Raw genomic sequence first — 15119 nt, 5'->3', positions numbered from 1 at the left:
CGTCAAAGGCAACGCCTCTCACACAATCCTTAAGGTTTCCGCATTCGCTGCACTGGGTTTCGTGAGCTTACTTTGAATAACCCAGGACTTTTCTCATGGGATCATACCAGGAATCATCAACTTTCAAAAAGCGGTGGGGCTGAACAAAGACAGAGCCTTGTGCGCCTTTCGGAGCAAAAATCTTGGTGTCTTTTGTAGTTTCGTCAGCAGTCAGGGCGTTCGTTATGGCATCAAGGGTCTTTTGACTTAAGACGGAACTGTTGGCCTCAAGAGGAGTGTTGAAAACCGGTATAGACTTAATAATTTCAAATTGAGAACCTGCAAGAGTGTTGAATGGAGCATCGGCCCCCTGCTTCACCGTATAGACTGCTCCTGCCTCGTTGTCTTTTCCTTGACTAAGGGTTACATACTGAGCAACATCAAGATCATCCACGGCTGAGACATCGGATTTGCCCGTAAGTACATTGACTAAAGACAACTGGTGGGACCCGGCAAAGAGAACTTGACTGAAGAATTTTCCGCTCCCGCCTTGAGCTAAGTTGTCTTTAGTTAGGTTTTTCCATTTATCCTGACTGGTGAATTTTCCCAAAATCGCAGCGGCAGGCATATTAAAACCTGATGTTGAGCTGGTGGAAACGAAGGACATTCTTTTTCCTGTTATGTTATCAATGTCAAAACTGTCACCGGATTTATATTGATCTTCATTGCCTTTTTTAACCAGAAAACGGCTGTGATAAAGAGCATCGTTCAAAGTCCCTGAATCTCCGCTTTCCACCACCAGAGGTATAACCTTGGGGTCTTTAGCATGTGAAACAATGTACTCATTAGGTCCGAAATATCCCAACTGAGCATCGCCGCTTTCCAGAGCTGAAATAGCAATCGCATAATCTGTGGTCAATTTGTTCTCAACCTTTTTACCAGTGGCTTTTTCGATAACCTTGTCGAATTCGTCACGGAAGGCTTTCTCATTATCTCCTGAATTATTGGGCAGCCAAGCAATAGTGATGGTTGACGGTTCTTTAACACTCGATCCTGAATTTGAATTTGCAGAATCTGCCGTAGTGGTCGTACCGCATCCGGCAAGTAAGGAGGACATCATAATGACTGCCATAACCGATAATGTGGTTTTTTTCACGTTGTATTCTCCTCTCAATATCTGAAGTATTATTTGGCGTTGAATAACCCATATCCGTATTGTACCTAAGAATAGTTATGCTCCTATTAAACTACTGTAATATTTAGGTTAAAATTCAATATCTTTCAACTTACCTTGACTCATTGTGTAAACTCGGCTGCAGAGGTTTTCCATAAACTCAAGATCATGAAAAATTCCCATCATGGTGGTGCCTTCTCGTTTTAATTGTTCGATCAGTTCCCGTACTTTTAATTTTGAGGCCTGGTCCAAACTGGCGGTAGGTTCATCCAATAACAATAGCCTAGGACGCTTTACCATGGCTCTGGCAATATTCAAGCGCAGCTTTTCACCGCCGGAAAAGGTTCCCGGATAGCAATCCCATAATTCTCTGTCCAATTCGAAATGCTCCAGCATTCGCTTGGCTTCCTGATCGGCATAGCCCTCTCCATGTCCCATTTCCCAAACAGCTTGTTTTACCAATTCCCGAGCGGTTGTCCGAGGCATGGTGTTTAAAAACTGCGAGACATAGCCGATCTCATGTTTTCTGAGATAAACCATTTGTCGTTCCGAAAGCTCGGCCAAATTGACTAAGCCATACTTTCTTGAGTTATACAAGATGCGTCCTTTCTGAGGTACATAGGTACGATAGATGCACTTAAAGACTGTTGATTTGCCACTGCCGCTTTTGCCAGTTATGCCGACAAACTCACCTCCTTTTAAATCAAGACAGATATCATGGAGTGCTTCAATATGCTTATCTAAATTGTGAATAACGAATGATTTTGTTAAATGCTCAATAGCCAGCATCTCTTCCATTTACACACCTGCTTTATCATACTTCTCGATAAATTCGTTAATCGGAAGGCAAAAGTCATTAAGCCTTTCTTTAATAACTTCATAGGGCCAGTCCCACCACTTAATCGTCTCCAGTTTTTCAATGATATCGTCCTTAAATCGTTTCTTAATCGGTTTGGCGGTGACCCCAACTACAACAGCGTAAGGCTCCACATCTTTTGTTACCACGGCACCGCTGCCTACCACAGCCCCATTGCCTATAGTCACACCGGGCATGACGATAGCTCCATGTCCGATCCAAGTATCATGACCAATATAGACTTTTTGCTCCTGCCGCCATTGAAAAAACATTTCATCATCAGTTTCCGCAAAACCATACTTCCTCCGGCGGTAGGTAAAGTGATGCAAAGTTGGCCTGCCCATAGGATGGTCCGTAGGCCCGATTCTCACCATAGCTGCAATGTTGACGAACTTGCCGATCTGGGCATTTTGGACAATACAAAATTGTCCTGTATAAGAAAAATCGTCAAGTTTAGAATTCTCAAGAACGTTATGAATCCCAATCTCTGTATATTGGCCTAAGTCGACATTATTCAACTGACAATTCTCATGAATACACGGTTCATTACCCAGCCTTGTGATCATGATTTACTCAACCGACCTTTCGCAATTTGCTATCTCTTCAGTCCATCATTGAAAGCCTAGAGAAGAACAAGAGTTTTCTTAGGTAATGAATACCCAATGGAGATTTTTTTTACGTATTAGCCATACTAAAATTCTTATAATTCGGAAACTTATTTATCTGCAGAATCATGTAAGACATAAGCAGAGTCCGCGGTTTGATAATATGTCTTTTGCTTTAATCTCCCATCAATCATTACCAAGGTAATAACAGGATAGTTTTCCTCAATCTTTTCAATAATCAATAGATCTGCTTTCTTACCTTCCCTGATTGAGCCAATTTCTTGATCAAGGGCCACCGCTTTGGCAGGATTAAGAGTTACTAGCTTAATGACATCAACGAGATTTAACTCATACTTCTCATGGAGCATAAATACAGCTTGCAGCAGCGCCGGCGGATAATAGTCACTGCATAAAATATCGATGTTATTAGACATGATTGCTTCTGCCGCGGACAAATTCCCACTGTGAGAGCCTCCTAAGAGAATGTTCGGGGCACCCGCCATAGTGAATAATCCCTTCTCCCTAGCTTTCCGGGCTATTTCCATAGTGATGGGAAATTCACTGATGGTCACACCGAAACTTTGTACCAAGTCCAGCTTTTCCACAGCATCATCATCATGAGAGGCAACAGCAATGCCATTGCTCAGAGCCAATTCTGCTATTTCCTTAATCCCCTCAATAGTTAGCTTTTCTTTGCTTTGATGCTTGGTGATAATTTGATCAATCAGCTCGTCATTCAAATCGTTATAGCTTTTGACCATTTTTCTATAAACCTGTAAATCCCGATATTGCCCCTGTCCCGGTGAATGGTCCATGAAGGAGACAAGATGAACTTTTTTCTCTGCCATATAACCTTTTAACGTTTCAACTTCCTTAAAGTTATCGATTTCGAAGCGAGCGTGGAATTTATGCCTTATCAAGTATCGGCCGGTTTTGGTCTTATCAACCAAATCTATAAATTTCCTGACATTATCAGGGTTACGGATTGGCTTGCTTTTATATTCTGTATCTTTAAAGAGTGACAGCGAGTGGAACATTGTGGTGATTCCGTGTGAGACTAATTGCCTTTCCGTTTCGCGAATACTCATTTGAAAGTCCATTAAACAAGTCGGTCTTGGAGCTGCCATCGTTTCAATGTAATCCGAGTGAATATCGATAAATCCGGGTGAAACATAACCTCCTGCCCCGTCAATGACGTCTATATCACCGGTTATTTCTGTCTCACCCCGGGGCACTATCCTGAAAATCCTATCATCTTTGATAAGCAAGTCATGCCCTGCTAAGACTGCTTCTTCGGTAATAATTTGAACGTTTGTGATCAAATACATGTACTTTTCTCCTTTGTTCACTATCAGAAAGTTTAACCTTCGGTTCTATACTTTCCTCTGCATAAGTACAGCTAATATCCCAGACATGACGATAAAGGACGAGCCTTTCGCGGCACTACAGCTCATTACAAATACTACTGTTGTGTATATTGACCAAGTATCTCTGCAACCATGGATAGCGAAGGTGATTATAACAAGGATTGCACTAACGTCTGTGTATAGCCATGCTGCGGATCTTCAAGAATCTGATCTGTTAAGCCCTGCTCGATCACCTGGCCATCCAACATAACGAGGGTTCTGTCAGCCAGCATTCTTATAACACCCAAATCATGAGATACGATAATCATAGAAATTTGCAGTTCCCGCTGGATTGTCTTAATTAAATCGAGGACACTGGCTTGAACGGATAAATCCAACCCTGTGGTGACTTCATCGAGGAGAAGAAGCGGGGGATTGTTCGAGAGAGCCTTAGCAATTTGCACCCTCTGCTGCATGCCGCCGGAAAAGTTTTTAGGAGCTTCTTTCATGCGATAAACGGGTATGTTTACATGCTCCAAAAGTTCTCTTCCTCTGGCTTCCATGGCCCCTACATTCCTATTCCCGGCGGAAATCAACTTCTCTGCAATATTACCAATGGAAGAGAAATTCATTTTCAAACTTAACAGTGGATTCTGATAGACCTTCCCCATCAGGTGATTCCGAATGTATCGTTTCTGCTGGGATGATTCCGTAAATAAGTTCTCTTTCCCGCTTTTGTAGAAATGGATAAAAGCCTCGCCGCTGCTGACCTCCCGGTCAAAATACAGACATTCCATCATCGTGGACTTGCCGCTGCCGCTTTCACCCACAACTCCTAATATCTCTCCCGCATAGACATCAAAGGTAATGTCCCTGCAGGCATACACCGTACCGCAAATGGGGCAGTAATTTTTCAGCAGACGCTCTGCACTCATCCCAGAGCAATTTGCACATCCCTGACCATATTGTTTATTGAGATGCCTGACCGATAAAACAGGCTGTTCAAAATCTTCCATATCGCAATCCCTCTCATCCTCTTGATTTTTCATTCAACCTTTGCAAACAATAGCTGGTATCATTGCATTGATAAGAGGCTTCCCCTGTTATATCATTGAGTATTTCGTCTAAAAATACGCCTTCAGCCCCACACAATCTGCAGCATTTATTGGCAAACGATTCAACCCTAAAGGGGTAGTCATCAAAATCGAGAGACACAACCTTTGTATAGGGAGGCACTGCGTAAACCTTTTTTTCGCGGCCTGCCCCCAGAAGGATCAAGGCTCTGGAATTATTCAGTTTGGGATTGTCGAATCGCGGAATGGGACTGGGTGCCATGACATACCTGCCGTGAACCATCACAGGATGATCGGCCCCCGTCGACATAGTTCGATAGTTCATAATCTGTTCAAACAGCATGAGCCAGGCACCGCTGTATTCAACTTCGGCGTGGAGTTTTTTCGTCTCATATTCACTGGGCTCATAATATCTCAAAGGTTCCGGCAAAGGCACTTGAAGAACCAAGATCTGGCCCTCTTGCAGGGGAACTTCTGGAATCCTATGTCTCGATTGGATAATAATGGCTTTCGCGGTTTCCTCCGTAACGGTAATACCCGTGGTCATTGCGATAAGCTTTTTTATGTTGACTGCGTTTACCGATTCGTCGGAGCCTTGGTCAATGACCTTCAGAATGTCCTCTTTTCCCACCAGGGAAAGTGTCAACTGCAGTCCTCCTGTTCCCCATCCTCTGGCGATGGGCATCTCCCTGGAAGCAAAAGGCACCTGGTATCCCGGGATGGCTACCGCCTTTAACGTTGCTCTTCTGATTTCTCGTTTAGAGCCTTCATCAAAAAAGGCAAAATTATAGTCGATTCTCATGAATTTTACTCCTCATTGTTTTCCTCGTTGTTTTTCTCGTTGTTTTCCTCTTTCTGCTTCGTTCTCTTCTTTTTTGAACTTCGCACACTGTCTAACTTGGACTGAAATGTCACGTAATGAGGCAGCTTAAGATGTGACATAAAACCTGAAGATTCCACGGCGTCAATATGGAGAAGAACAAACTCTTCGTTATAGATGGGATGCTCCGGTTTACCCTCTTCTAGACATCGGTCTAAAATGCTCATAGCAATGGCTTTCGTTTCGTTTTGTCCATAGCAAAGTCCATAACCCAGTTTGAATTCAATTTCTTTTTCTCCATTGGGTTTCTGAATATCTTCCGGAAAGAGTGTCTCGACTTCCGTGACTTTTATTTCGCCAATATAATAGGCATCATCTTCCGCATTTTCTTCATTAAAGGGATTATCCACAAAGAGGGGCAGATTTCCGATGCGAAGTTCACCCACTGTAGGATGGAGGGCGCCAAAACTTCGCAAGGCAACATAGCCAAGAGAACTGACAGCTCCCGTCTGTCCTCTGGTTAAAATCTGCAGCCGTTCACTTCTGCTGGCGGGAAACTGAAGACTCTCTTTAGTTACATCCTCCGGCTCATTGTCATCATTGTTACAAGTTGGAATCAATCCGCCCTCCCGTAAATAGTCCAGAACTTTAGGAAGATTAGTTAAGTCCGTCAGGTCGCTATCAGCTCCATTTTCCAGGGCGTAATCGCGTACCCAATTGCCAGCATCTTCATCCGTTTCCTCACACAAATTGAAATCAATGAGACGATGAGTATAATCATTGGCGGCCCCTAAAATCTGCCCGCCGGGAATATCTTTAAAGCTTGCCGATATTCTTCGTTCCACCATCATATCCGTAGGCTCAACGGTCCGAGAATAATGTCTGCGCGGCAAGGTTGAACGGTAGGCTCGCATTAAAAACACCGCTTCTTCAGGACTTCCTTCTGCTTGCTTAATTGCTATAGCTGCCAGATTTTCGTTATAGAGGCTGCTTTCCGACATCACTTGGTCAATTAAGCAGCGCATGCCGCTTTCAATTCTGTGACAATCCAAGACGACTCCCTTTTTTAACCGTTCATATTTCAGTCGTTTAATAGATTCTTCAATGGCACGAGTCCCGCCTTTTACTGCTACATACCCCATTTAGCCAACCACCTGTTTCCTTATTTGAGTTGTTCGCGGCAAACATAAAACATTGTCCTGACGATCTGTAAAGATCAAATCAATTCCCATAGGATACTCAGAGTTTTTTTCCTCTCGTATTTCAACCCATTGATTACTTAGCTTTACGTCAATATAGTTTTCCTTATAGATTCCCGGACCCGTTAAGGTGAGATTTCGATCATTGCTTAATAGGTCTGTTTCGATGATCAAGGTTGCCGCTTTATGAGGATCCAGTAAATCTCCCGGATAAGCCATATGTAATGCTTTCTCCAAGTCAGCCGGTTTGCAGTCATGCAAAACGAGAATATAATCCGCGCTCTCCAGTTCTGTGGCTTTGGCATAGGTCAGCTGATTAATAAGTTTCGCCATTTCCGCTTCATGCTCTGAACAGATCTTGAACTTAACTTCCGTATCTAAGAGCATCAACGTTAATACTAAGGTAGAATTAAAACACCAGATATCCATATCGATGGTACTTGCCTGTTCACGAATATTGTTAATTAAACCCGGCCGAGACATCGAATCCAACGTTTTACGGTAAGCTGCCTGTATATCATGAACCAAATCAAGTTTCATTTGCTTATACCCCTCTTATTAAACATCCATGGTGTCAAAATTGACTTTTGTCTTTAAAACTTTCTTCTTTAAGGCTTCATATTTTTCTTTGATGAGAACTTCCTCAAGCAATAAGACATCTGTCCATTCTTTGGTCTCAGGCAGCCCGGCATTATAGGCAGCATCAATGATTGCCAAGTTATAGGCTAAGGTTGGTTCATATCCTTTGACAATGCCAATTCCTAAGGATTCCGCGACCATTACCTTACATTCGGTAATAAGTACTTCACCCAAATAAAACAGGCTTTTTTGGGCACTTTCCCGAACCTTAACCATGACTAAGCTATTGTTGCTTTCTTCAATGGTCTTGACATCATAGGCCTTGACAATTTCTTGGGCTAATTTCGCAGAAACCTTAGCCGAGCCTTCAATTAAGGTCTTAGTTCTCCGTTTTCTAATCATAAAGCAGCCTTCCTTTTTGATAGTTATCTTTACGTCATCAGCATAACTTGTTGCCAAGTTCGGTGCGTTAAAGCTCGGTTGGGAATCCGTTAATTCTTTGTAAACAAAATTGCCGGGGAAACTTTCTCAGAAATGAAAATGGCAATTTCCAATATTCATTTGCACCAAGCAAATAACTATGGAAATTGCCATTCATTTTATAAATTGTAGTCAGGGTGAACTAGTCTAGTTAAAAGCCGACCTAGGACTCCGGTGGGGGTTCTACTCCACCAAAAAATCGAAGTAGTTACCCCACTTATAGAAGTGGGCTTAGATTAAGATAAACATTAGCAGATACAACTCAAATACTAACAGGTAAATTAATCTGACTGCTGCCGAGAGATTACGATTCGATCTTGCTCCTTAACATAGTTTCTATACGCTGTTGGAGTCTTTTCATTTTTTATAGCCGTCATTTCTCCGATTTTAACGATCTCCTTTAACTTTCCGTTAATAAAGGACAAAGGACTGAAAACAGGCCGGAACATGATCTTGATGATATCTATGTAAGGCAACACATTCCCTGCATCGTCCATGCCATTCACAAAGCACCTCGGTACATGTGCATTTAAGGTTTTCAGGATCGCCGGCAATCTTTCGGTTATTTAATACTAGCTGATAATATTCTTCTTTTGTTCTCATTAAGTCCCCTCCAACCTGTTATTGAATGACATAGGAAAAGCAATCGCTTCGATAATAAATCTTTAGATATTCCAAAACTTTACCTGTTTCCTTATCCATACATCCCGATTCCAAGACTAAGAGAGGAATTAGAAATGGGCAATTGAACAGTTTTCGTTGGGACTCAGTAGGAAAAGAAACACTTAAAATGCTGGGCTTTGAGATGAATTCGGTATACCCTTTACTGTGATAATATTGGAACATCGAAGTAATATCTTTTCCTACTTCATCAATATCATGGAAGACTGATTTTGCAACATAGGAGATATGAAGAGCAATGGGTTGGTGGTCAATATACCTCAGTCTCCCTACTTTGAAAATCTTATCTTCTTTAGCCGTTTCTAAGTAATTGTAAATTTTTTCGTTGTACTTGATTTCTTTGCAAAAGATAGTCTTCGATTGAAAGTTATACCCTTTCTCGGTCATTTTTTGGCTAAAGCTTACATCTCCAGTAAGAACAAGCTCAATTTGCTGATATCTGTCTTTAACATAGCTCCCTTTTCCGTGTTTTTTATAGATATATCCTAACTCTTCAAGTCTTTCATAGGCTTTCCGTGCCGTGATCCGGGGAACATTGTATTGATCGGCAATTTCATTTTCCGAGGGCAGCCTGTCATGAGCGTTGTATTTCCCTGAACCGATGGAAGACATTAACTTATTCACTATCTCCATTTCCTGGGACATTTTTACACCTCACTTTTAAGATTATTATACTAAAAGAACTGCCCGGCAAAGTTATGAGTATGTAAATTATTCTTTAAGAGCAACTTTCTGCTCCTGAAAACAGATAGAAGTGGAGGTCTTAAAAACCGGATAAACAGCATGAACTTCTTCAGTTCACGAGGTAAGGCAAAAACGTAAAAAAACAGGAAATAGCGCTCAAAACAGCGATATTTCCTGTTTAAATATACAGTAGCCTTTTAAGAGTTGTACGTTCTACTGGGAAGAGTTCCTAGTTAAAGCTAAACCTCTTATAAATTCTCATAAACAGTTTCACTATTTCACCAAAAACAATAATACTCAACGTAAAACCAATAATTCTCAGCCATAAATACCACTCAAGCGGGACAGTTTTAAATACCTGACCACCAAACTGGGTTACGATAATTTGGACCAAAAATGTCAAAAATACGATACCGACCATCACCATATTTCTGTGAATATTAGGGAAGATACTTTTCGTGCCAAATTCCCTGCAGTTAAAAGCATTCCATAATTGAAAGAGAACAAAGGCAGTAAACACGATAGTTGTTTGCTGTGCATCCCTTCCTCCAAGAATTTGAGTTTTCATGAGTAAAATCAAGGCCCCTACAATAAACAAGCCATTGGAAACTATTTTAAAAAGCATATCCTTGGTAACAATGGACGCATTCCGTTTAATTGGCTGTTTCTCGAGCAAGTGCTCTCTGGGAGGCTCTAAACCCAAGGATAAAGCAGGGGGGCCGTCCATAATAATATTCACCCAAAGCAACTGCAGTGTTGTAAAAGGCATTTTATAGCCAATGATTTCTGCCAGAATAACCGTAATGAAGGCTACAACATTTACAGTAAGCTGAAATTGAATAAATCGCTGGAAGTTCTCATAAATACCCCTACCCCATTTAATGGCCTTAACGATGGTAGAAAACGAATCATCCAATAAGACAATATCTGATGCTTCCTTAGAAACTTCTGTTCCTGTAATTCCCATCGCAACCCCGACATCAGCGGCTTTAAGAGCCGGTGCATCATTAATGCCATCGCCAGTAACGACCACAGATGCATTATTTTCCCGTAAAAGCTTAACAACTCTCATTTTGGCAGTGGGATTTGAGCGAGCAATGACAACAATTTTGTCGAGTTTACTCCTTAACTCTTGATCACTCATCGCTTCAATTTCTGTAACTTCAAAAACCAAGGAATCGCTTTCAATGATCCCCAGTTGATCGGCGATTGCTTTAGCTGTATTGAGATTGTCCCCGGTTAGGATTTTAACTTTAATACCCGCTCGACGACATTGATCGATGGCTTCTTTTACATCCCCGCGCAGAGGGTCTTCGATTCCAACAAAGCCGGTAAAAATAAGATTCTTTTCTACTTTGTAGATATCTTCCCATTGAGGCTCGTTTGTGAAATCTGTATAAGCAAAAGCTAAGACTCTCAAGGCCTTATCCTGAAGCTCTTTTATTGCGGCTTCAATTTTATCTTTGTCATCCTGGGTCATCGGCACAACCCCATGATTCAGTAAAATCCTATCGCAAATATCAAGGACCTTTTCAGGTGAACCTTTTGTATAGAATCGATACCCGTCTCCCATTTCATAGGCTGTGGACATCATTTTCCTTGCTGACGTAAAATTATACTCGGCAACCGGCTCACCGTACTTTTTGCGATACTCTCGATAATTAATGTCGTTCGTTTCGCTGCAGACAAGCAGTGAACATTCTGTCGGATTGCCTAAAAAGATCAATTGATGATCCTTATGGGCAATATCTGCCGTGGTGTTGAGGCAGAAGTTCTCCAGCAGTTCGGGACAATTAAGCTGATTAACGGAGGTTTCACTGCCTGTACACCAAGCTTCAACCACTGTCATCTTGTTCTCGGTTAAGGTTCCGGTTTTATCGGAACATATAACATTCACTGAACCTATTGTTTCACATGCAATCAGTTTACGTACAAGAGCATTGTTATTGGCCATTTTTTGCATGTTGAAGGCCAGAGTTATGGCCACCATCGTCGGTAAACCTTCGGGAACCGCTGCAACAATCAGAGCCACTGAAGTAACAAAGGCATCTTTGATTCCCGGAAGGGCCGAGCCAAGATTGTTCAGAACAAGTAATCCCTGCCGATACATAAGATACAGTTCGAAGACAAAGATACCTGCAGCTACAATCGATCCGATAATAGAGATTTTCTTACCCAGATCCGCCAACTTTTGTTGCAGCGGAGTTTGGGACGTTAACTCCTCCTTTAATTCTTCAGCAATTTTGCCCATTTCTGTTTGATCGCCGATGGCAGTTACAACAGCGATGGCTCTTCCTTCAATAACCATAGTCCCTGAAAAAAGCATATTCGTGCGTTCGGCCAGCGGACAATTCTCTCTGTCAATACGATTTGATTTCTTAGTAACAGATTCGGCTTCCCCGGTTAACATCGATTCATTGATTCCAAGATTTGAACAATGGACAATCCTGGAATCTGCCGGTACCTTTTCCCCCGTCTCTAAATGGATGATATCACCAATTGTAAGCTCACTCTGAGGAACATGAATGATTTGATGGTCTCGGACCACCTTCACCCGAACATCCTCACTTAATTTTGCCAGGGCTTCAAAAGCTTTATCAGATTTACCTTCTTGAATAACTGATATCGACGTGGCAATGAGAACAGCGGCAAAGATTCCCAACCCATCCGGCAAATGACCCATCATTAAAGATATGACCCCGGAGATCAAGAGGATAATAATTAATGGTTCTTTTAAATTCTCCAAAACTTTGATGAAAAGACGTTCTTTGGGTTTGGGAGTAAAGACGTTCTTTCCATAGCTCTGAGTTCTTTTAATATGTTCCGAGGAAGATAACCCTCTGTCTTCGTCGGTCATTAATTCAGCAATAACCTCTTGGGCTTCTTTTTGATAAAAGTCCACGACGTTGATCCTCCTTATAATAATACTAATACCTTTTTACTTTTTTACTTTTATGCCTTTCTACCTTTTACCCTTTCTCGTAATCTCCCCTTATTTCGATTTACCTAATGAATATAACCACTCCTTACTTTAATAAAACTGTAGGTGGTAATAAAAAAAGACTTTCGACATAGCCATATAGGCCATGTCAAAAGTCTTGTTACCTCTCGGTTTACAAAGCCAGGCAAGAATCTTGCCGGGTTTGTTGACTTTGTAATTTGAAACTACTCCCTTTTAACGACTTCAGTATAAATGAAAAAAACCGGCTTGTCAATGGGGTCTGCTCGCTTCCCTATATCAGCTAACTTCTTTCACTTCGAAGATAGGAGATAATTAGCTTTACTTAAGCTAAGCTAAGTTGCGTTCTACCTTTTTAATAAATACCTCAACCAGTTCAGGATCAAACTGTATCCCGGCATTGCCCTGCAATTCTTCTAAGGCAATCTTTTCAGACAGAGCCTTGCGATAACTTCGTTCACTGGTCATGGCATCATAGGTATCTGCAATGGCGATAATTCTGGACTGCAAGGGAATTGCTATCCCTTTTAATCCTTTGGGATACCCCCCTCCATCCCAACGTTCATGGTGAGATAAGACATAATCCGCCATCTCTGACATTTCATGCACCGAGTTAAGAATTCTATAGCCGATTTCCGGATGCCTTTTGATTTTTTCCCATTCTCCTTCTGTCAATTTTCCCGGCTTATTTAAGATCGTTTCTTCGATGGCAATTTTACCGATATCATGAAGCAATCCGACGGTTTTTAATTCTTCAAGCTGCCCTTCCGGAAGATCCAGAGCCATCCCGATCCGTTCACAAAGCGCTGATACCCGATGAGAATGCTGATCCTCTCTTCTATTTTTTTCATGCAGAGTATTAATGATCGCACTTATGGTTTTTCCCCTCATACTAGGACGTTCATATAGCTTTTTCTTATACATGTAATCCTCTGCCTTTTTAAGGATTTCATGTATATTTTCACCTTCATAATTTTTAGTTTCGTAGCCAAAGGAAACGGATAAGGCAATGTTACCCACTTTTTCCTGGGAAGCCAACGCTTTAATACGCTTAAGAATTAGCTCAGCATCACAAGCTTTAGTATTGGGCAGGAGCAGAACGAATTCATCTCCGCCGAGCCGGGCAATGATGTCATCGGATCGGCAAGCGCCTTTAATCACTTCGGCCACCGTTTTAAGAAGATCATCTCCCATACTATGTCCGAAGGAATCGTTGATAAGTTTAAGTCCATTCACATCAACATAAACAACCGTCAGAGGGTAATTTCTCTTAACATCCAAGCGCCTAAGTTCTTCTTCAAAAAATCTGCGGTTATATAATCCTGTAAGAAAGTCATGATAGCTCAAGTATTCAAATCGCTGCTCCATTTTTTTCCGCTCACTGATATCCCGCAAGAGTACGTGAAATACTTTTTTTTCGTTGAGCAGTATAGAAGTTAGCATTGCCTCGACCGGAACGATCGTCCCATCCTTCTTTTCCAACAGCCACTCAAATTTTTTATTTCGATCAGTGGTTCTAATAATTTCCAAGGCATTTTCTTTGGAAGACAGTCCTTTTGCTTGGAATTCGGGAGATAACTCCCATATATATCTGTCAATAATATTTTCTTTAGAATCATAGCCCAATAATTCCATGGTAGCCGGGTTACAATCTACAAATTTATTGTCATCTAAGATTAGAATAGCATCTGAAGAGCCTTCGAATAGAGTTCTGAATGTATGCTCACTCTCTTTAAGAGCTTCTTCAGCTCTTTTCTGTTCCGTAATGTCTTTGTAAATTCCAAAAACGCCAATTTTTTTATCTTCAAAAATCAAGGGATAACCAAGAATATGTACATTGACATAACTCCCGTCCTTACGTGACCTGAGAGTTTCATAATCAACAATATTTCCCTTAATGACATTTTCTGAAAGCTCGGTTGCTTCTGCTTTTAACCTTGCAGAAACGATCGCATCATTAATCGAACTGTTGATAAGCTCCTCTTTTGTATAGCCAAACACTTGTTCAAAAGCATGATTGACATCGACAAACCGATCCTCAGTATCTAAGATACAAATAGCTTCTGGTGAATTTTCAAAGAGTTGACGAAAATATACTTTTTGTAACTCTAAATCTTTCAAGGAACTATTCGTATAAGCAAGGGCATTAAATACTAAACAAATTCTCATTTCACCCATTTCGAGTTTAACCGGAAAAGCCAATAAGCGAACTTCGGTAGATAAGCCATTTCTTTCAAGACACAATGTATTGGACATTATTGCCTTCCCCTGGATAACTTTATTCCTTATGTCAAGAAATTCATTTCTTTCCGAACCAAAAATCACATCGCCAACATTCAAACCCACAATTTCTGATTCCTTGAACTCAAAAATTCTTTCAAAGGGTTTATTGAAATTAAGGATTGTTCCTTTCTGATCCACAATCAAAATTCCATTTTGAGAGTTATTAAATATTTCAATAAAAATCTCTTGTTTGAATTTCAATTGAGAATTTAAAAAACTAGTTTCTTTCTTTTTTTCTTTATATAAGTATAAGAATATCAGCGAGGATATGGTTATTATCATTATGGCAACTATTGCGAGATATAAATTCTGCATATAGACCCCTCTTTCGTATGACAGAACCTATTATATGACAATAGGGTCATATTTTCTACATCTTAATTCATGATGGACACTTGAGG

Annotated in this window: 13 protein-coding genes; all 13 read right to left on the bottom strand. The window is 41.0% G+C overall.

Translation table 11 applies throughout. The features are described 5' to 3' along the window. Positions 1-67: 67 nt before the first annotated feature. The 13 genes from DESACI_RS08245 to DESACI_RS08185 all read right to left on the bottom strand — a co-directional run bounded on the left by DESACI_RS08245 (position 68) and on the right by DESACI_RS08185 (position 15033). Positions 68-1135, bottom strand: coding sequence for a phosphate/phosphite/phosphonate ABC transporter substrate-binding protein (locus DESACI_RS08245; RefSeq protein WP_014826729.1), 1068 nt, complete (start codon positions 1133-1135; stop codon positions 68-70). Between the two features lie 108 nt (positions 1136-1243). Continuing rightward, positions 1244-1951, bottom strand: coding sequence for a phosphonate C-P lyase system protein PhnL (locus tag DESACI_RS08240; RefSeq protein ID WP_014826728.1), 708 nt, complete (start codon positions 1949-1951; stop codon positions 1244-1246). Then, a complete protein-coding gene (locus DESACI_RS08235) occupies positions 1952-2575 on the bottom strand; it encodes a DapH/DapD/GlmU-related protein (protein WP_014826727.1) in 624 nt (207 codons plus the stop codon). Positions 2576-2724: 149 nt separating this feature from the next. Then, positions 2725-3942, bottom strand: a complete 1218-nt coding sequence (gene phnM, locus DESACI_RS08230) for a phosphonate metabolism protein PhnM (protein WP_014826726.1) — start codon at positions 3940-3942, stop codon at positions 2725-2727. A gap of 188 nt (positions 3943-4130) precedes the next feature. After that, positions 4131-4976 (bottom strand): ATP-binding cassette domain-containing protein, encoded by an 846-nt coding sequence (locus DESACI_RS08225; RefSeq protein WP_014826725.1) that lies wholly within the window; start codon positions 4974-4976, stop codon positions 4131-4133. A gap of 13 nt (positions 4977-4989) precedes the next feature. Further along, positions 4990-5835: an alpha-D-ribose 1-methylphosphonate 5-phosphate C-P-lyase PhnJ gene (locus DESACI_RS08220; RefSeq protein ID WP_014826724.1), complete on the bottom strand. Its 846-nt coding sequence runs from the start codon at positions 5833-5835 to the stop codon at positions 4990-4992. A 5-nt stretch (positions 5836-5840) separates the two neighbouring features. Continuing rightward, entirely contained in the window at positions 5841-6995 is a 1155-nt protein-coding gene (locus tag DESACI_RS08215; protein ID WP_014826723.1) for a carbon-phosphorus lyase complex subunit PhnI, read from the bottom strand. Next, positions 6996-7592, bottom strand: coding sequence for a phosphonate C-P lyase system protein PhnH (gene phnH / locus DESACI_RS08210; RefSeq protein ID WP_014826722.1), 597 nt, complete (start codon positions 7590-7592; stop codon positions 6996-6998). It lies immediately after the preceding gene. A gap of 18 nt (positions 7593-7610) precedes the next feature. Then, a complete protein-coding gene (gene phnG / locus DESACI_RS08205; RefSeq protein ID WP_014826721.1) occupies positions 7611-8033 on the bottom strand; it encodes a phosphonate C-P lyase system protein PhnG in 423 nt (140 codons plus the stop codon). Between the two features lie 489 nt (positions 8034-8522). Beyond that, entirely contained in the window at positions 8523-8714 is a 192-nt protein-coding gene (locus DESACI_RS08200) for a hypothetical protein (RefSeq protein WP_014826720.1), read from the bottom strand. 18 nt (positions 8715-8732) lie between these two features. Beyond that, positions 8733-9437, bottom strand: coding sequence for a GntR family transcriptional regulator (locus DESACI_RS08195; RefSeq protein WP_014826719.1), 705 nt, complete (start codon positions 9435-9437; stop codon positions 8733-8735). Between the two features lie 268 nt (positions 9438-9705). Further along, the gene (locus DESACI_RS08190; RefSeq protein WP_014826718.1) at positions 9706-12378 is read right to left on the bottom strand and encodes a calcium-translocating P-type ATPase, PMCA-type; all 2673 of its coding nucleotides are present in this window, start codon (positions 12376-12378) and stop codon (positions 9706-9708) included. Positions 12379-12765: 387 nt separating this feature from the next. Further along, complete coding sequence (locus DESACI_RS08185; protein WP_014826717.1) at positions 12766-15033, bottom strand: PAS domain S-box protein; 2268 nt, start codon at positions 15031-15033, stop codon at positions 12766-12768. Positions 15034-15119: the final 86 nt, after the last annotated feature.

Source organism: Desulfosporosinus acidiphilus SJ4, from assembly GCF_000255115.2.
Classification (GTDB): Bacteria; Bacillota; Desulfitobacteriia; order Desulfitobacteriales; family Desulfitobacteriaceae; genus Desulfosporosinus; species Desulfosporosinus acidiphilus.
Note: the sequence above shows the minus strand (reverse complement) of the source record. Positions and strands in the feature narration are given on the sequence as shown.